Consider the following 19,218-nt stretch of genomic DNA (forward strand, 5'->3'; position numbering starts at 1 on the left):
AATGTGCGATGCTGAAAGAAAAACAACTCGCAGAAAGCTGGGAGCATGAAGAACGCTGGAAAGGGATCACAAGGCCGTATCAGGCGGCTGACGTCATTCGGTTGAGGGGCACGCTTGAGATTGAATACACGATTGCAAGGCGCGGCGCCGAAAAGCTGTGGAAGCTTCTCCACACAGAGGACTTCGTGCCGGCGCTGGGCGCTTTGACCGGAAATCAAGCCATGCAGCAAGTAAAAGCCGGATTGAAAGCGATTTATTTAAGCGGTTGGCAGGTGGCGGCCGATGCCAATTTGTCAGGGAGCATGTATCCTGACCAAAGCCTTTATCCGGCAAACAGCGTGCCGGAAGTCGTCAAAAAAATCAACCGTACGCTGCAGCGCGCCGATCAAATTCACCATATGGAAGGAAAAGAAGACATCGATTGGTTTGCTCCGATTGTGGCCGACGCTGAAGCGGGCTTCGGCGGACAGCTGAATGTGTTCGAGCTGATGAAAAGTATGATTGAAGCCGGCGCCGCGGGGGTTCACTTTGAAGACCAGTTGTCGTCTGAGAAAAAGTGCGGGCATTTGGGCGGGAAAGTGCTGCTTCCGACGCAAACGGCGGTGCGTAATTTGATTGCCGCGCGCCTCGCCGCAGACGTGATGGGAGTCCCGACCATTCTTATTGCCCGTACCGACGCGAATGCGGCCGACCTGATCACAAGCGACGTCGATTCATATGATGCGCCGTTTTTGACGGGAGAGCGAACAGCGGAAGGGTTCTTCAAAACAAAGCCGGGCCTTGATCAGGCGATTGCGAGAGGTTTGGCGTATGCGCCGTATGCCGATTTGATCTGGTGTGAAACGTCTGAGCCGAATATTGAAGAAGCCCACCGGTTTGCACAGGCGATCCATGAAAAATTCCCGGGCAAACTGCTCGCCTACAACTGCTCCCCTTCGTTCAACTGGAAGGCCAAACTGGATGACAACACCATCTTGAACTTCCAGAAACAGCTCAGTGAAATGGGCTATAAATTTCAATTTGTCACACTGGCAGGCTTCCACGCCTTAAACCACGGCATGTTTGAATTGGCCCGTCAATATAAGCACCGCGGAATGGCGGCGTATTCTGATCTGCAGCAGGCCGAGTTTGCCAGCGAAGTCCACGGCTATACGGCGACAAGGCATCAGCGCGAAGTCGGAACGAGCTACTTTGATGAAGTCGCCCAGGTTGTGACAGGCGGGACTTCATCAACCACTGCACTGAAGGGATCGACTGAAGCGGAACAATTTCAATCCTAAAAACGTAAAAAGCCGCCCGTCATTGGGCGGCTTGCTTGTTGTCTATCAAGTTAGCAATTGACATCATTGGAAGGGGCGGTAAAAGGGTTTTCCCTAATAACAGTCAGTGTCTGATGATTCTTGTTGTTTCTTTTGGCCGGCCGGTTGTCTTTGCTGAAAGAATAGAACAAATACACAGCCATTGTCAAAATCAAGATAAACATCATCATAAATATCCCCTCCAAATTTTTTTGTCTTCACTATATTAGACGAACAAGCCCGCAAAAGGTTTCAGAAAATTAACATTTTTCCATAAATATTTTTACCCGCTGCATCTTCTGTATGAAACCCGGCGGTTTTATACAAGAATAAAACTGAAAAACTCAGGTTGACATCATAATCATTGATGTGTAGAGTAAAAGTTAATGTAATAGGAAGTCCACTAGGGGAGCCGTAAGCCGGCTGAGACAAGTAGCGATCTTGGACCCTTTGAACCTGATCTAGTTCATACTAGCGTAGGGAAGTGGAGCCGGTGTCTTTATGATTTCATCATACAAAGGCCGCTCCATTTTGGGGCGGCTTTTTTGCGTATAAAGCGGCTCGCTCCCCCCTGTGCCTTCCTTATAAAACCGATTGCTGAGGAGGCTATCTACATGAGTTTTTCTGCAGAACTTCGCCGCGAGGCAGACCCTATTTTTGAAGCCATTTTTGAGCATCCGTTTGTATTGGGACTGGCGTCCGGCAAGCTGAAAAAGGAGCAGCTTATTCATTATGTGAAGCAAGATTACGAGTATTTGAACGCTTTTATTCAAATCTACGGAATTGCAATTTCCAAGTGTCAAAACCGGAAAGACATGGAGATGTTTCATGAGCAGATTTCATTTGTATTAAACAGCGAAGTGCACCCGCACAACAACCTGTGCCGGGCCGCGGGGGTGGAGTATGAATCTCTGCAGGGCTATCCGCTTGCGCCTTCTGCCCATCATTATATCCGCCATATGCTGACGGCGGCGCACGAAGGCACGCTGGGAGAGATATTAGCCGTCTTGCTGCCTTGTCCGTGGACATATTGGGAGATCGGAAAAAAACTGATGATGGACGTTCAGCCTGACCCGTCGCATCCATTTTATGACTGGATCTGTTTTTACGGAGACCGAACCGATTCAATCACGACGAAGTTTTGCGCCCGCCTGGATGAATGGGCCGAAACAGCGGGCAAGGCTGAAAAAGAAAAAATGAAGGAGCTTTTTTTGCAAAGTTGTCAGCTTGAATACGGCTTTTGGGAGATGGCTTATACAGTTGAAGATTGGCCTGTGGAAATGGAGGCGGTGAGACGATGAATTGGAACATGAAAGAAGTCGTGATGGCAGTGATCTTGTCCGTTGCATGCGGCGTCATTTACTTAGGATGGTCCACCTTGTGGATCCCTGTTTCAGCTATTGTCGGGCCTGTCGGAGCGAACTTTATGTTCGGCATTTGGGTGATCGCCAGCCCGATTGTCGCTTATATCATCCGTAAACCGGGTGCGGCGCTGATTGCCGAGACGGCAGCTGCGGCGGTCGAACTGCTGACCGGAAGCCACTTTGGACTGTCAGCATTATTAATCGGTGTGTTCCAGGGAGCCGGTGCGGAAATCGCTTTTGCGATCTTTCGCTATAAGCGTTACAACTTGTTTACCCTTATGCTTTCCGGTGCGCTTGCCGCGGTCGGAAGCATGACATACAGCCTGATGGCGAACGGTTTTGCCTACTATACGACGCAAACGCTGATCATGACGCTTATCATCCAAATCATCAGCGGCATTGTACTCGGCGGCTGGCTGGCAAAAGCCGTTGTCGAAGCGCTTGCGAAAACGGGCGTCCTGAATCAGTATGAGATCATGAAGGAACAGCGGAAGAAGGATGATGCCGATGCGTTCATTTCTCGGATGCAGTAACCTTTCCGTCCGTTTTTATCATCGTCCTGAAACAGTCCTAGACCGGGTCTCGCTGTCGATTGGGCAGGGAGAGAAAGTGCTGATACTCGGTCCGAGCGGAAGCGGCAAATCGACACTGTTGTCCGTGCTTTCCGGCATCATTCCTGAACATGTCGAAGCTGAGGTCAGCGGAGAGGTCAATCGCAGAAAGAGCGCCGGCGTTATGTTTCAGGATCCGGATTCGCAGTTCTGCATGCTTCATGTTGATGAGGAAATCGCTTTTAGCCTAGAAAACCGGTCTGTCTCCCCAAAAGATATGGACGGCATCATCTCGGAGCTGATGGAGCAAGTCGGATTAAAGATAGATAAGAAAACGCCGATCGAAACCTTGTCAGGCGGTATGAAGCAGAGACTGGCATTAGCGTGCCTGCTCGCTCTGGAGCCTGAAGTGCTGTTTTTTGACGAGCCGACGGCGCAGCTGGACCCGGCCAGCCGGAAAGACATCTTTGCCTTGCTTCGTAACGTTTCACGAAAAAGCGGACAGACGATGGTGTTCGTCGAACACGTGCTGGACGGCTGTATCGAGTGGATGGACCGCGTCATTCTTTTCAATGGAAAGGGACAGATCATCGCTGACGGAAAGCCGGAAGAAATCGTGAAACATTTTCAGCCGGAGATGAAAGCGGCGGGCATCTGGCAGCCGAAACTGTACCCTGCGGTATGGGAAGATGTCATCACACAAGATGATCATCCGCTCGCCGTCAAGCTCTCTTCTACATTGAAAATGAAAGAGGAGGAGGCGAAAAACAGGCCTACAGCTGACAGAGACATATTGATCCGCGCAGACGACGCGGCGATCGGCTATCGGAAAAAGATCGTTGCCGACGGCATCACCCTTGAGATTCCAAGGGGAGAATGGATTTCGGTCATCGGCGAGAACGGGAGCGGAAAGAGTACGTTTTTAAAAAGTCTGATCAGGCTTGAAGCCGTCAAAAAAGGGCGCCTTTATCTTGAGGATCGGGAGCTGAAGAAATGGTCCGACCGTACGCTCTATGAGAAGGCCGGCTTTGTTTTTCAAAATCCCGAGCTTCAATTTATTCGGGACACGGTGTTTGACGAGATCGCGTTCGGGGCGAGGCAGCGGGGATGGCCGGAGGACCGGGTCGAAAAGAAAACGGCTGAATTGCTGCGGGAATTCGGACTTGACGCTCATCAAAAAGCGCACCCCTTTACATTAAGCCTCGGGCAGAAACGGCGTTTAAGCGTTGCGACAATGCTTTTGTTTGACCAGGATCTGCTGCTGCTTGACGAGCCGACATTCGGTCAGGACGAAAGGACGGCGCAAGAATTAATCAAGCGGTTAAAGGAACGGCAGGAACGGGGAACGACGATTGTGATGGTGACGCACGACATGGACATCGTAGATGAGCATTCCGGCCGTGTCATCGTGTTTCATCAAGGGAAAGCGGCATTTCAAGGAACGCCGTATCGATTATTTTCTGATCAAGGCCTCGTCCGCCGCTTTTCATTGATACCGCCGCTTCATTACCGGTTCATGCATGAAAGAAAGGAGAGGGTTCCCGTATGAAAAGCAATGGTTCACTTCTTTCGGCATTGAACCCGAGCGCCAAGCTCTTTTCCCACCTCCTGGTCATGTGCTTGCTCATGTTTGTTTCAAATCCGAAACCGACTCTATTCATTTGGCTGTTTGCGGTTGCCATCGGAATTTTTTTCGGGGGATGGACTTTGTCTTATTTAAGTAAGCGGCTGTTGCCTTATCTCGTCTTTTTTATTCTCGTCTTTTGGATGATGGCCGCTTTTGGAAAAGGCGAGGAAACGATTTGGGAATGGGCCTGGTTCCGCGTCACCGAGGAAAGCGTCGGCAATGGGCTGACAATCGCGCTCCGGATGCTCGGGTTTGTCACATACGGTCTTTTGTTTACATCAACAACCGATTTGACGCAGTTTATTATGAGCCTGGTTCATCAATGCAGGCTGTCGCCTAAATGGGCTTATGGCTTGCTGGCCGGCTTCCGTTTTGTCCCGCTTTTTCAGTCTGAGCTTTCGCAAATGAAGGCGGCGCACAAAATCAGGGGCTATAAGCAAAAAAACAGCTGGAAGGCGTTTATTCGCTATGCGCTGCCTTTGTTTTCGCAAGGCATCCGCAAGTCGGAAAGAATCGCCGTTGCCATGGAAGCGAGAGGGTTTACCGGTGCAAAAGACCGCACCTACTATCAAACAGCGCGGCTTTCCGGAAAAGACTTCGTTTATTTTGCGGGTCTGGCGTCAGTCACAGCGGGAATTTTGCTCATTTTTTAAGAGGGTTTTTTACAGGGCCGCACTGCGGCTCTTTTTTTATAAATCGGGCATTCTGTAAAATGTAAATATTTCGGACGTTGACTGAAACATATTGACCTAGGCCAAAAAGATTGTACAATCAATGTGTACCATATGAAAAAAGAAATATAAAAAATCCCCTTACAAGATGGGAGTGGCGCGATGTGAAAATTGCCAAAGTGATCAACAACAATGTGATCAGTGTTTTAAATGAACAGGGTCAGGAATTAGTGGTCATGGGCAGGGGAATCGCTTTTCAAAAAAAGCCTGGGGAAGCGGTGGATGAATCGAGAATCGAGAAGATTTTCAGGCTTGATAATAAAGATGTATCAGAAAGATTTAAGACGCTGTTGGACGAAATTCCGATCGAATTTATGGAAATGTCTGAAGAAATTATCTCCTATGCGAAATTAAAGCTCGGCAAGAAGCTGAATGACAGCATTTATGTCTCGCTGACCGACCATATTCATTTCGCCGTCGAACGGCATAAAAAGGGTCTGGATATTAAAAACGCCCTGCTTTGGGAGACAAAACGGCTGTATAAAGATGAGTTCGCCATCGGCAAAGAGGCGCTGGCCATCATTGAAAAGAAGACGGGGACAGCTCTTCCGGAGGATGAAGCCGCTTTTATCGCACTCCATATCGTAAACGCCGAGCTGAATGAAGAAATGCCGAACATCGTCAATATTACGAAAGTCATGCAGGAGATTTTAAGCATCGTCAAATATCACTTTCATATCGATTTTGATGAAGAATCGCTTCACTATTACCGCTTCATTACCCATTTGAAATTTTTCGCGCAGCGGCTGTTCAGCGGAGCCTATATGGAAAGCCGGGACGACTTTTTATTTGAAACCGTCAAAAATAAGTACCGCGACGCTTATGTGTGTACAAATAAAATCAGGCAGTACATCGAAAAAGAATACGGTCATCAGCTCACAAACGAAGAGCTTCTGTATTTGACGATTCATATCGAGCGGGTCGTTCATCAAAAATAGAGGATGATGCTAAAATGAAAGCGTTGACAATTGGATAAATGTATGCTACTTTTTACTTACATCAACTTATACAGGTTGTTAGGATTGTTACTGATCATGCAGGCAAAACCTAAATGACTGTGAGCGGGATTCTTATGCCCTTGTTTTTCACAGTGATTTAGGTTTTTTTATTTTCATCATGTCTTAAAACGGGATTGTTACTGTTCGGCAGGCAAAACCTAAACTAAGCCTTCTTTGTACTGGCTTTAGTTTAGGTTTTTTATTTTTTAACAGCTTAATAGGGCTTTAGGAGAGACAGGAGATGATCAACGATGGATGTTCAATCAATGGCAAAAGAAATTCTGGAGCGCGTCGGCGGGGAGAAGAACGTTGTATCGCTAGTCCATTGCGCGACAAGGCTTCGCTTCAAACTGAAAGACCGTTCCAAAGCAGACAGGGAAGCGCTTGAAAATACGGATGGCGTGGTAACCGTAGTGGAGAGCGGCGGACAATTTCAAGTCGTTATCGGCAATAACGTTCCTGAAGTCTATAAAGAAATCGGCCGGATCTCTCAACTGTTGGAAGGTTCTGCGGCCGATCACAGCCAAAAAGAGAAAGGAAGCCTCGCCGGTAGATTAGTAGATATCGTATCTAGCATTTTCACTCCGCTGCTCGGCGTCATGGCAGGAGCGGGGATTTTAAAAGGCATGCTTTTGATTTGCACAAACGCCGGCTGGCTCTCGCCGGAAGAGACGACATATACGATTCTATACGCGGCAGCCGACAGCCTGTTTTATTTCCTGCCTTTGCTGCTCGCCGTTACGGCCGCCAAAAAATTTGGAGCGAACCCGTTCATAGCGCTGACGATTGCCGGGGCGCTGATCTATCCAACGATACTCGAACTGAAAAACAGCGGCGCCCAGACGGAGTTTTTCGGCATTCCGGTCGTCTTGATGAATTATACGTCGACCGTTATCCCGATTATCCTTGCCGTATTTGTAATGAGCTATCTTGAAAGATTATGTATGCGCTTTATTCATGAAAGCGTGAAGAACTTTATCACCCCTTTATTATGCCTGACGGTGATGGTGCCGTTAACTTTGATCGTATTCGGACCGCTCGGTGTTTACACAGGAAACGGGATTGCGGCGGCGATTCTGTCCGTTTTTGATGTCAGCCCGATTCTGGCAGGAGCGATTATCGCGGCCTTATGGCAAATCCTTGTCATCTTCGGCATTCACTGGGGGATCGTCCCTGTCATTTTGAACAACATTGCCGTCCACGGCAAGGACTACATCAAACCGGCGACGGCAGCCGCCGTCTTTGCCCAAACAGGAGCTGCGTTTGGTGTCATGCTGAAGACGAAAAACAAGAAGTTGAAAGCATTGGCAGGATCTGCTGCCGTTACCGGGATATTCGGGATTACAGAGCCGGCCGTCTACGGGGTGACACTCAGGCTGAAAAAGCCGTTTGTATGCGGTGTCATCAGTGCAGCGGCAGGCGGAGCCATTATCGGATACTCCGGCAGTGTCGCCCTCGCTTCCGGCGCTCCGGGCTTGTTGACGATTCCGATTTTTTACGGACCGGGCTTTCTCGGCTTTATCATCGGAATTACAGTTTCGTTTGTTTTATCAATTTTGCTCACTTACATTGTCGGCTTTGACGACCCTGTGGAGGAGACGAAAGAGCAGCCCGTTGAAAAAAGCGCCGGTGAACCAATTTACAGCCCTTTGCAAGGAGAAGTCCTGCCGTTAACAGAAGTATCAGATAAAGTGTTCGCATCGGGGGCGCTTGGAAAAGGAATCGCGGTGCTTCCGTCAAAAGGCGTTGTCACCGCCCCTGCGGACGGCATCGTGACAACGGCATTTCCGACGGGTCACGCATACGGCATAACGTCAGAAAGCGGAGCCGAGATTTTGATTCATATCGGGATGGACACGGTCAGACTCGATGGAAGGCACTTCAATTCCAAGGTCGAGCAGGGGCAAAAAGTGAAACGGGGTGATATACTCGCAGAATTCAATCTGGACGCTTTGAAAGAAGAAGGGTTTGACGTGAAAACACCAATCATCGTTACAAATTCCGGTCAATACACGGATATCATTCCAACGGATCAAAAACAGGTGAAAACTGAAGAACCGATCATCACTTTAATTTCATCACCATGGGAGGAAAATAATCATGAAATATAAAACATTAGCTCAATTTCCGGAAGAATTTTTGTGGGGTGCGTCTACTTCCGCTTATCAAGTGGAGGGCGCTTGGGATGAAGATGGAAAAGGGCCTTCTGTCATCGATGCGCGCGAAAGCTACCCGGAAGGGACAACCGATTTTAAAGTCGCAAGCGACCATTACCACCGCTATAAAGAAGATATCGCCTTGTTTGCGGAAATGGGCTTCAAAGCGTACCGTTTTTCGATTGCCTGGACGCGCATCATTCCGGACGGGGACGGCGATATTAATCCGAAGGGCATCGAATTTTACAGCCGTTTGATCGATGAACTCCTGAAATATGGAATCGAACCGATTGTTACGATGTACCACTTTGATCTGCCGAATGCTTTGCAGAAAAAAGGCGGCTGGTCGGACAGGGCCACGATTGACGCCTTTGAAAAGTATGCGAGAATCCTTTTTGAAAGCTACGGAGACCGCGTCAAATACTGGCTGACCATCAACGAGCAAAATATGATGATTCTCCACGGATCTGCACTCGGCACACTTGATCCAAACTTGGAAAACCCGAAAAAAGAGCTATATCAGCAAAACCATCACATGCTTGTCGCACAGGCAAAAGCGATCAAGCTTTGCCATGAGATGCTGCCGGAAGCGAAAATCGGCCCTGCGCCGAATATCGCGCTCATCTATCCTGCTTCTTCGAAACCGGAGGACGTGCTGGCGGCTTTTAACTATAATGCGATCCGCAACTGGCTTTACTTGGATATGGCCGTATTCGGACGGTACAATACAACGGCATGGGCATATATGAAAGAAAAAGACTGCACACCGGTCATCGCCGAAGGAGATATGGATATTCTGCGGTCAGCCAAGCCGGACTTTATCGCGTTTAACTACTATACGTCGCAAACGGCTGAAGCGAGCAGGGATGACGGCAGCGACACGGCTGCCCGAGGCGGCGACCAGCATTTGCAGACGGGAGAAGAAGGCGTATACAGGGGAAGCAGCAATCCGCACTTAAAGAAAAACGCATTTGGCTGGGAGATCGACCCTGTCGGTTTCCGTTCGACGCTGCGCGAGATCTATGACCGCTATCAGCTGCCGCTGATCATCACTGAGAACGGCCTCGGCGCGTTTGATCAGCTTGAAGACGGAGATGTCGTAAATGACGACTACCGCATCGATTATTTAAAGGAACATATCAAGCAAATTCAGCTGGCGATCACGGATGGAGTCGATGTTTTCGGCTACTCCCCATGGTCTGCCATCGACTTGATTTCAACCCATCAAGGCTGTTCAAAACGCTACGGATTTATTTATGTGAACCGCGACGAATTTGATTTGAAAGACTTGCGCCGCATTCGCAAAAAAAGCTTTTACTGGTATAAAGACTTGATTGCTTCAAACGGCGAAACACTAGATTAAACAAAGAAAGAGGATGTTCAGATGATCTCTGAATATCCTCTTTTTTGTTGTGGAAATGATCATTTTAAAATTTACAGAAAATTTTAAAAATGTAAATGTAATTAGTTTTAAAGCATGTTACATTCGAAACGTAACGAACAACAATCAGGAAAGGAAGAAAAAATCTATGACATTCAAAGTTGAAACACTTCCAAACTATCGTATTGCTTATATGCGACGAGTTGGTCCGTACGGTCCTGCCAATATTGAGGTAATGGAGGCATTAAAAAAATGGGCTAAGGAAAAAGGTCTTCTTGAGTCTGCCATTCTGTTTGCGATTCCACAGGATAACCCGGAAACAACATCTCCTGATCAGTGTAGATTTGATGCTTGTATTGTGATACCACATGATTATCAAGTCGATGATTCAGTTTTTGAAGGGGAAATTTCCGGCGGAAAATACCTGATTTACGATGTTAAACATACAGCAGAAGATATTCAAAAAGCATATTCTGATATTTTTTCATCTCTGCAAAACAATGAATTTCAACTGGACAATAGACCAATAATGGAAAAATACACGGGGGATATGTTGAGCAACCCGTATTGTGAAATATGTGTACCTTTAAAATCGGTTTAATTCATTTTCTTGTGCAAACTTTGAATTTATTAAAATTACATTTCCCTTTAACGAGCGCTGCGTTTAACTCGCTGATAGACAGGGTAAATCATAAAATAGCAATCCAGATCAACTACATAGGGAATAAGAATGGGGAGGGATGACAAGTGAATAACAATGATGGCCGCCGCAACGTCAATGAGCACAGCAAGGATCAACAACTTGAACAGTACCGGTCTGACAACCGGGGCAAAAAAATGACGACGAACCAAGGTTTACGCGTATCTGAAGACGAGCACTCTTTAAAAGCAGGCGTGCGCGGTCCGACGCTGATGGAGGACTTTCATTTCCGTGAAAAAATGACCCATTTTGACCATGAACGGATTCCGGAGCGGGTCGTCCATGCGAGGGGTTTTGGCGCGCATGGCTATTTCCAGGTTTACGAGCCGATGACGAAATATACGAAAGCAAAGTTTCTTCAAGATCCGTCAGTGAAAACACCGGTGTTTGTCAGGTTCTCGACTGTAGCCGGTTCCAGGGGCTCGGGTGATACCGTCCGTGATGTCAGAGGATTCGCGACAAAGTTTTATACAGAAGAAGGGAACTATGATCTCGTCGGCAATAACATCCCCGTTTTCTTCATTCAGGATGCCATCAAGTTCCCTGACCTGGTGCATTCCTTTAAGCCGGAACCGAATAACGAAATGCCGCAGGCTTCTACAGCGCACGATACGTTTTGGGACTTTGTCGCCAACAATGAAGAAACGGCTCACATGATCATGTGGGCGATGTCTGACAGGGCGATTCCGCGAAGCTACAGGATGATGGAAGGCTTCGGCGTTCATACGTTCAGGTTTGTAAATGAAGAAGGCAAGGCGCGCTTTGTTAAATTTCACTGGAAGCCCGTCCTTGGCGTCCATTCGCTCGTCTGGGACGAAGCGCAGACAATCGCCGGGAAAGATCCCGACTATCACCGCCGCGATCTTTGGGAAGCGATCGAAAGAGGCGATGAAGTGGAGTATGAGCTCGGCGTGCAAATGATTGACGAAGAAGACGAGTTCAAGTTTGACTTTGATATCCTTGATCCGACAAAGCTTTGGCCGGAAGAAATGGTTCCTGTTAAGATCATCGGTAAAATGACGCTGAATCGAAACCAGGATAACGTTTTTGCCGAAACGGAACAGGCCGCTTTCCATCCGGGCCACGTTGTTCCGGGAATCGATTTTACAAACGATCCGCTTTTGCAGGGCCGGCTCTTTTCCTATACGGACACACAGCTGATCCGATTGGGAGGTCCGAACTTTCATGAAATTCCGATCAACCGGCCGGTCTGTCCGTTCCATAACAACCAGTATGACGGCTATCACAGAATGACGATTAACAAAGGGCCTGTCGCTTATCATAAAAATTCGCTGCAAAACAACGATCCGGCGCCTGCTTCAGAAGAAGAAGGCGGATATGTGCATTACGAGGAAAAAGTCGAGGGCAAAAAAATCCGCCGGCGCAGCGAAAGCTTTAACGATCACTATTCGCAAGCGAAGCTGTTTTGGAACAGCATGTCTCCCGTTGAAAAAGAACATATCATTTCGGCGTTCCGCTTTGAAGTCGGAAAGGTCAAAAGCAAGGACGTCCGCCGCCAAGTCGTTCATATGTTTAACAGGGTTGACAGGGAGCTTGCCAAGCAAATCGCTGCGGGTGTAGGTGTAGAGCCCCCTGAAAAAGACGAAGGCTCCAATGTGACGTTCAAATCCCCTGCGCTCAGCCAGGAAAACACGGTCAAACTGCCGCAGACGAGGACCGTCGCCATTTTAGCAGAGCAAGGTTTTGATGATGAGGACCTCAGCCGGGTGTTGAAAGAGTTCAAAAAAGCCGACATCATTCCGGACATTGTCAGCTCGGCACTCGGCGTGATCAAAGGGACCGGCGGTACAGAAATAGAAGTCGGTAACACTTTGCAGACGGTCGATTCCGTGCTGTACGATGCCGTTTATATTCCGGGCGGCCAAGAAAGCATTGAACGCCTGCAATTGCATAAAGCCGCATCGGATTTTATCAATGAAGCATTCGGACATTATAAAGCGATCGGAGCCGCAGGCAAAGGGATCGATCTCCTGCTGTCCGCCGCCGGGTCCCACGCGGCAGCACAGCCGGGCATTATCACCTCTCGCGATGATAAGAGCAAAGACGACTTCGGCAAAAAGCTGGTCGAAGCGATCGGCGGGCACCGCCATTGGGATAGACAAGTTTCATAGTGAAGAGATTTCTAAGCACCCTGTTTCAAGGGTGCTTTTTCAAATAATGAATAAAAACAGTTTAAAACTTCCTGGATAAAATAATCCATGATGAAAATACCGTGATAATCTGTAATGAAACCAGTATCCGAATCACATCAATTCCCGCTAATGTGATAAAGCCCATTTGCATTCCGATGATGAGCACCAAAAGGTACACAGATAAAGCGATCATGGAAAACTGCATTCCTTTTTGTCTGATGTGTTGAGATCTTTCATCCTTTTGTTTGAATTGCGGATAAAGGTATCCTCCGGCAAAACTTAAAAAAGCTAATGTGCCAAACATTAAAAGTTCGATTAAAGATATTGAACCAGCAGCTATACCGAAGGCCAGTTTTGCAAGAAATATAAAGACAAACAATCCTCCAATGATGTAATAGGTTTTTCGCAAAGCCATGATATCTCCTCCTTACTAAAGTATTAGAAACTTTCTTTTTAAATGACCAGTGTGTGATTTTACCATTTACCTAATTATATAGTAAAGTGAGCTTTACGTAAAGTCAGCTTTACAAAAAGAACAAAAAAACTTGCCACGTGAATGGCAAGCTAATACATGATGGATTAATAATCAGGTTACCAAACAAACAGCCCGACAATCCCCGCGCTCAACAGCGACACCGCTATTCCACTGACAAGGAGCTTCCACACATTTCTTCCGATAATCGCTGATTTTTCTCCGTTAAATAAGGAATTGTATGTTCCATAGATCATTCCGATCGTACTGAAGTTGGCAAACGACGTCAAAAATGTTGTGGCCACGGCGGCTGTATGGGGCGAAATCGTATCTAGCTGCGTTTTTAAATCCATCATCGCGACGAATTCGTTTGTTGCGAGTTTCATCCCCATCAGCTGTGCGACATACATCGCGTCACCCGGCGCCAGTCCAAGCAGGAATGCGAACGGACTGAAGATGTAAGAAAAGATTTTTTGAATCGTCAAACCGTCCATGATCAACCCCAACATTCCGTTCAAACATGAGGTTAAAGCGACATATCCGATGACCATGGCGAGAATGACGATGACCATGTTCATTCCGACCATCATGCTGTTTGAAATCGTTGAGAAAAAGTCCTTTTTCTCTTCTTTTGGCGGTACGTAAATGATGTCTTCATCCTTAGTGACTTCTACCGGGTTTAAAATGCTGGCCAAGATCAACGCATTTAAGCAATTCAATGGAATCGCTGTAAATACGTATGTTGCAGGAACCATCGTTAAATAAGAACCGAGAATCGATCCGCTGATACTGCTCATGCTCATAATGCCGAACGTCAGCAGGCGGTTGTCCTTTAATACGGCCAATTGCCCGCGAATCACGGCGAGCGCTTCAGTATTCCCCAGAAACATCATTTGAATCGAAAAGAAACTTTCTAATTTAGGAAGGCGCGAGACTTTCGAAATCACCCAGCCGATCTTATCAATCATCCATGTTAAAATTCCGAAATAAGCCAGTATATCAAAAAATGTCACCACAAAGATAATCGGCAGCAAGGCGCTGAAGAAAAAGTCAACGGTTTCATTGCCCATCACTGACGGAAAGGCAAACGCAATACCGTCGCTTGCACAAGCGATCAGCCACGAAAAGAAAGAGGCGATCAGGTTGATGGCCCATCCGCCGATTTTTGTCCCAAGCATAAACCAAGTCACCAAAAGCTCAACGATGAAAAGGGAGAGAATCGGCCTCCATTTTACGCTTTTCTTTCGCGGGGAACAAAAATAAATCACGGACATGACAATGAAAATGCCTAAAATGTTAATGAGAAAATACATGATGCCAACTCCCGAATGTTTTTTGAAAATAAAAAAGCTCTTACTTTTCATGGGTTCCGATAAAGAAAGCATGAAAAATAAGAGCAAATAAAAAATAGATATATTGTTTGCGCAATACACTTTTTACATGATCAAATCTATTCAAACTTCCTTGTAGTCTGGCGATTTACGGTTGCCAGGTAGAAACAATCAGACCCTATTACTGATTATATACAAGAAGTGAGCTTCTATTATTTTGACTGTATTTTATCTCGAGATTGTGTAAAATTCAAGCTAAAAAATATATTTTCACAATAATTTTTTAAATAAAGTCACGTCTAAAGAAGGTTGCATATTGAGAGATGCACAGCAAATCATCTGAGAGAAAGCCGGCTTTTCAAGCGGGAAGTCACCATGCACAGAACAACAGACGAAAAATGGAAGGTGATAAGATTCTTTTTATTAGAGGAGAAGCGTAAGCGATTGCGCTTTATATTTCATGATGCCGCCGCCTACTATGGCGGTTTTTTTGTGAAACTTTATCTGAAAGGTTCCGTAAGTATGATGAATCGTTTCAGTGCTAAGTGCTCACTGTAACATACTAATGACACCGACAAACCTTACATAAAGAGCGAACCTTAAATCAAAAGTCTTTGATTTGAATAGGTAAAATTTCACGGTACTTTAGTTCGTTGAATGAAATGATACCTTTTTGCTATGATTTTCCTATGTTTTTACAACTTGTATATATGTCCAATTTCAGAGAAAAAGAGGGATAATCAATTATGCTATTAAAAAAGAACTATCTTCCTGTCGGCAGTGTTGTCGGCTTACATAATGATTCAAGACGTCTGCTTATCATCGGGCGGCAAATGTTTTCTGAGACAAACCATGTCATCAGAGATTATGCAGCTGTCGACTATCCAAACGGTTTTACCGATCCGAAAGAGCAGCTAGTTTTATTTAATAAACAAGATATAGAAGTTGTGTACCATTACGGATATGTAGATCAAAAAGAATTGCAGCTTGATGAGTTGCTAACAGAAGCTGAAGCAGGAAAAAACGAAAATAAGGAGCAATGACGATGGGACATTTTCGCTTCAACAAAGAACTTTCACATAAGGCAGCGGGGATCATTAGTCAGCTGGAAAACGCCTTTAGCCATGTATTTGAGAACATGGTGTTTTTTCGTGAAGAATTAGACCGGCACAGCGGAAAAGCCGCCGCAGCGCTGCAGAAAAAAATGAGTGACAACATCAACTTTTTCAGTAAAGCGAGCAGCTGTTTATTATATTTTGCAGACAGTGTGCGGTGTTTTGCAAAAGCGGTCGAACTAACGGACGAATCCGACAAACCGGCCAATGTTCAGCCGCAGTCAAGATCGGAAAGAAACCATACATTTTCGGCTGAAAGAGTCCAAAGTGAAATAAAAGTAAACGGCGAATCGTTACACCAGGCAACCGGAAAGTTTGAATCAAATCTATCTACATTAGACGAAGTTTTGCACCATTTTGACACAATGCTCAGAGAAATGATGTATGAAACAGAGTTTCCGTGGGAAAAATTCGATGACGTCTGGTCTGATGCAAAGTCGCACATCAAATCGATCATGACGGAGCTTAAAAAAAGAGTCAAAGAACTTTCAGCAAATGCCAAAAACATCATTAAGGAATTAAAGCGCGTCGATAACGTAATCTCACAACAACTGCAAAGAGTGAAATGATGGAAGGGAACTAGAGTTATGGCATATTATAATAGAGAGCCAGAAATCACAAACATGATCAAAAGCCATGAAAGAAGAGCAAATCGAATGCTGCAGCATGCTCAATCCAGCCGTTTGCTTGAAGCTTTTAATAAAATATGGGTTTCGATAGAAAATAAAGAACTTCCGAACTTTGTATCAAAAAACGTCATGAATTTTAATGTGGCGGATATCAAATCGGAAATCAACGATTGGATAAAGGATTTAAAAGATTGTCAGGAGAATGCCAGACGCAAGTTTGAGTCTATGGAAGACCCCTCACCGGAAGACATACAGAAACGCAACAATATTACGAGTGACGTCGTTCTTTTAATTAGCCAATACGAGAATCTAAAAAATGGCCTTGATCAGGTGGAACAAGATTTCAGCAATGTCGCCCGCACCCACCGCGCCCCAATGCGCGAAGCTTTGACAGATATCTCAATCTTGTATAATTCAGTTAACCATGTGAAAGGCGATTTTTCGGATTATAAGAATGTTTCGGTTTATGTGCATGGGATTGAGGATAGTGGGAATGGATTTAACAATAGTGTAGAAAAAGGAGCGCAGAAAGGTGATGTGATCGTTCGTATCAAAAAAAAGGGTGATAAATATGATTATGAATATACTTATATTGACAAGCGTGGTAATAGAAAAACAGTAGATGAATATAAAAAGTTGTTTAGGATTGATGGATTCAACACAGACGGTCGTCTCCATATTGTTTATGACACAAATGAACCAAATGAGCATCGGCAAGCAACAAGTGACGATTTAGCAGAAAAGTTAAATGAGATGGGGTTGATGAATGAGGAGATAAAGATCGATATGTTCGGCCACAGCTATGGTGGAAGAAGATCACTGCAATTTGCGATGGATTACCCTGACCATGTGCGAAGCATCACAACAATCGGAACGCCATATGATAAAAATCTCTTAGCTACCGGGGCTAATAGAGCACGCTGGCTCGCAGACAATGCTGCTGGAAGAGATACTATGAATACGAGTGATTATTTAGATTTTAATAAAGAAAACAAAAACAATGATAATGGAAAAGACTACAGTAATGCCTATACTGATATGGACAGTGAAGCTATGACTGAAGACATTAATCATTTGAAATCTGCCAATCCTGAGGTGTATCAAAAGCTTCAAAAAATGGACATTACCGCTGCGGCGGGATACAGAACAGAGGATACTGTGAGTTTTTCCCCTTACTATACTGCAAGTGGAAAACATAAAATAAACAGTGATGATATCGTTTCAGTTGAAAGTCAACATGGGGACATATTAGGCGATCTCATTGATGAAAAACCAGAAATTGAAGTAAAAGGTTCCGGTGTCACCAAACCTGGACATATTTATGAAGTTGAAGACTCTGAATTTGTTGACTTGATTCGAGAAGTTAACAAAAAAGAAGCAGAATAGGAGCAGTTCAATGACAAAAAAAAGGTTTATAAGCTTTAGCGTAATAATACTCTTGCTGATGATCACCGGCTGCGGCAAAGATGATATTCAGGCAGTCAACTATGAAAAAGGCTTGCCGAAAGAAGACAGCCCGGCATTTAAAGAATTTATGAGAAATGAATTTGGATTTCCTGATGATATTACTTTGAGAGTTCAAGATTCAATTTATACTATGATGAGTAGTCAAAAAAATGGAATTCGTTATTATACATATACGGATAAACAGCTTAAGAATAGTTATAAACCTATTTTTTCTACCAAAGAAAATGTCTCAGCCAAGTTGTCTGACTTAAAGCAGAAAGATTCATTAATAGATGAGGGAGAAACAGTCCATGATAAAATAGGGCAAGGTCTTCCTGAGATGAAGATAGTCAATAAAAATGTTATAAAAGTAAAAACAACATTTGGTGAGAAGAAAATAAAATTACCGATACCATCAAGTGCTAAAGAAGTTTATCTCAGCCTTTACGCGGTTGATAAAGAAAATATGCTTATAGGAGTATCCGATCATACAGGTGAAGAGACTCCAAGAACATATTACTTATTTTTAAAACAAGATCTTTCGCAACATCTGATTGTGAAAGAAGATAAATTACATGCAACACTTGAGTCTGGAAAGTTAAATAATTATCTATCAGTATTTCCAAAAGTTACAGAAGATGGATCATATCTTAAGTTATTCGACAAATATATATTCGAAAAAAAGACGAACAAAGTTAGGAAAATCAAAGACACTGATATTCTAAGCAAAGACGGTAAATATGTTTATATTAACGGAGCAAAAGAAAAAGAAACAAATGTAATGGCTGATGGTATTCAACAGATACAAACAGTGGATAATTATCTAAAAGGAAATGAAAAATATGAAGCTCAGTTTAAGATTGACTTCAAACAAATTGCGAAAGAGATGGATTTTAACGCGGGCGATGCAAGGATAGCTAATATTCATTATTTTAATAAAGATTATGTAGTTTTGTATATTTCCTATCATGGGAAGCCAATTGGGACAGCAGGTTCTGTTAATGTACTAATTGATTTACAAAAAAACAAACAACAGCCAACGGCTTATTTAGTTGATTTAGGAATCGAATCATAGAGGGACTGAAGAGTTTTTATTCAGTCCTTTTCTTATTTGACAAAGGTAGGCCACAAAAGTGGGATAAGCCTTCTGTCTTTTTTGGAACTCAAATAAAAAGGAACATAAACGATAGAAACACTCAATGAAAAAAAGATGGTTTATATACTTAGGCATTTTCATAATATGCTTGCTGGTGATCACCCACTGCG

General features: G+C 44.8%; 17 protein-coding genes and 2 riboswitches. Of the genes, 14 read left to right on the forward strand and 3 right to left on the reverse strand.

Going from position 1 to position 19,218, the window contains the following annotated elements; all coding sequences use genetic code 11:
• Positions 1-8 precede the first annotated feature (8 nt).
• A complete protein-coding gene (aceA, locus tag ACH97_RS03245) occupies positions 9-1,280 on the forward strand; it encodes an isocitrate lyase (protein ID WP_048350094.1) in 1,272 nt (423 codons plus the stop codon).
• A 50-nt stretch (positions 1,281-1,330) separates the two neighbouring features.
• Here the strand turns inward: aceA and ACH97_RS23690 are convergent, their stop codons facing one another.
• Positions 1,331-1,489, reverse strand: coding sequence for a hypothetical protein (locus tag ACH97_RS23690; RefSeq protein ID WP_020453503.1), 159 nt, complete (start codon positions 1,487-1,489; stop codon positions 1,331-1,333).
• A 204-nt stretch (positions 1,490-1,693) separates the two neighbouring features.
• A riboswitch (TPP riboswitch) is annotated at positions 1,694-1,798 on the forward strand.
• 114 nt (positions 1,799-1,912) lie between these two features.
• On the opposite strand from ACH97_RS23690, the gene tenA reads away from it, so the two are divergent.
• From tenA to ACH97_RS03290, 9 genes are all read left to right on the forward strand, one after another.
• Positions 1,913-2,599 carry a thiaminase II gene (gene tenA / locus ACH97_RS03250; protein ID WP_020453502.1) on the forward strand — a complete coding sequence of 229 codons (687 nt, stop codon included), beginning with the start codon at positions 1,913-1,915 and terminating at the stop codon, positions 2,597-2,599.
• Positions 2,596-3,195: an ECF transporter S component gene (locus tag ACH97_RS03255; protein WP_020453501.1), complete on the forward strand. Its 600-nt coding sequence runs from the start codon at positions 2,596-2,598 to the stop codon at positions 3,193-3,195. Before tenA ends, ACH97_RS03255 begins: the two co-directional genes overlap by 4 nt.
• A complete protein-coding gene (locus tag ACH97_RS03260) occupies positions 3,170-4,762 on the forward strand; it encodes an ABC transporter ATP-binding protein (protein WP_020453500.1) in 1,593 nt (530 codons plus the stop codon). The genes ACH97_RS03255 and ACH97_RS03260 overlap by 26 nt, the downstream gene beginning before the upstream one ends.
• Positions 4,759-5,493 (forward strand): energy-coupling factor transporter transmembrane component T family protein, encoded by a 735-nt coding sequence (locus ACH97_RS03265; protein WP_020453499.1) that lies wholly within the window; start codon positions 4,759-4,761, stop codon positions 5,491-5,493. The genes ACH97_RS03260 and ACH97_RS03265 overlap by 4 nt, the downstream gene beginning before the upstream one ends.
• A 182-nt stretch (positions 5,494-5,675) precedes the next feature.
• Positions 5,676-6,509 (forward strand): BglG family transcription antiterminator LicT, encoded by an 834-nt coding sequence (licT, locus tag ACH97_RS03270; RefSeq protein ID WP_020453498.1) that lies wholly within the window; start codon positions 5,676-5,678, stop codon positions 6,507-6,509.
• A gap of 311 nt (positions 6,510-6,820) precedes the next feature.
• Positions 6,821-8,680: a PTS beta-glucoside transporter subunit IIBCA gene (locus tag ACH97_RS03275; RefSeq protein ID WP_020453497.1), complete on the forward strand. Its 1,860-nt coding sequence runs from the start codon at positions 6,821-6,823 to the stop codon at positions 8,678-8,680.
• The gene (locus ACH97_RS03280) at positions 8,670-10,088 is read left to right on the forward strand and encodes a glycoside hydrolase family 1 protein (protein ID WP_020453496.1); all 1,419 of its coding nucleotides are present in this window, start codon (positions 8,670-8,672) and stop codon (positions 10,086-10,088) included. The genes ACH97_RS03275 and ACH97_RS03280 overlap by 11 nt, the downstream gene beginning before the upstream one ends.
• A gap of 166 nt (positions 10,089-10,254) precedes the next feature.
• Positions 10,255-10,707, forward strand: a complete 453-nt coding sequence (locus ACH97_RS03285) for an AraC family transcriptional regulator (protein ID WP_020453495.1) — start codon at positions 10,255-10,257, stop codon at positions 10,705-10,707.
• A 146-nt stretch (positions 10,708-10,853) separates the two neighbouring features.
• On the forward strand, positions 10,854-12,938 hold the full coding sequence (locus ACH97_RS03290; protein ID WP_020453494.1) for a catalase: 2,085 nt from the start codon (positions 10,854-10,856) through the stop codon (positions 12,936-12,938).
• Positions 12,939-12,999: 61 nt separating this feature from the next.
• On the opposite strand, the gene ACH97_RS03295 is transcribed toward ACH97_RS03290, so the two are convergent.
• On the reverse strand, positions 13,000-13,374 hold the full coding sequence (locus ACH97_RS03295) for a DUF2178 domain-containing protein (RefSeq protein ID WP_020453493.1): 375 nt from the start codon (positions 13,372-13,374) through the stop codon (positions 13,000-13,002).
• 176 nt (positions 13,375-13,550) lie between these two features.
• Positions 13,551-14,744, reverse strand: a complete 1,194-nt coding sequence (locus ACH97_RS03300) for a nucleoside transporter C-terminal domain-containing protein (RefSeq protein WP_020453492.1) — start codon at positions 14,742-14,744, stop codon at positions 13,551-13,553.
• A 134-nt stretch (positions 14,745-14,878) separates the two neighbouring features.
• Positions 14,879-14,980, reverse strand: a riboswitch (purine riboswitch).
• 528 nt (positions 14,981-15,508) lie between these two features.
• Between ACH97_RS03300 and ACH97_RS03310 the strand changes: the two genes are divergently transcribed.
• The 4 genes from ACH97_RS03310 to ACH97_RS03325 are packed head-to-tail and all read left to right on the forward strand — an operon-like array spanning position 15,509 to position 19,027.
• On the forward strand, positions 15,509-15,805 hold the full coding sequence (locus ACH97_RS03310; RefSeq protein WP_020453491.1) for a DUF4176 domain-containing protein: 297 nt from the start codon (positions 15,509-15,511) through the stop codon (positions 15,803-15,805).
• Positions 15,806-15,807: 2 nt separating this feature from the next.
• Positions 15,808-16,446, forward strand: a complete 639-nt coding sequence (locus ACH97_RS03315; protein ID WP_048350095.1) for a hypothetical protein — start codon at positions 15,808-15,810, stop codon at positions 16,444-16,446.
• An 18-nt stretch (positions 16,447-16,464) separates the two neighbouring features.
• Complete coding sequence (locus tag ACH97_RS03320) at positions 16,465-17,892, forward strand: alpha/beta fold hydrolase (RefSeq protein WP_020453489.1); 1,428 nt, start codon at positions 16,465-16,467, stop codon at positions 17,890-17,892.
• A 10-nt stretch (positions 17,893-17,902) separates the two neighbouring features.
• Positions 17,903-19,027 (forward strand): hypothetical protein, encoded by a 1,125-nt coding sequence (locus ACH97_RS03325; protein WP_020453488.1) that lies wholly within the window; start codon positions 17,903-17,905, stop codon positions 19,025-19,027.
• Positions 19,028-19,218 lie beyond the last annotated feature (191 nt).

The organism is Bacillus paralicheniformis, from assembly GCF_001042485.2.
In the GTDB taxonomy this organism is placed as follows: Bacteria; Bacillota; Bacilli; order Bacillales; family Bacillaceae; genus Bacillus; species Bacillus paralicheniformis.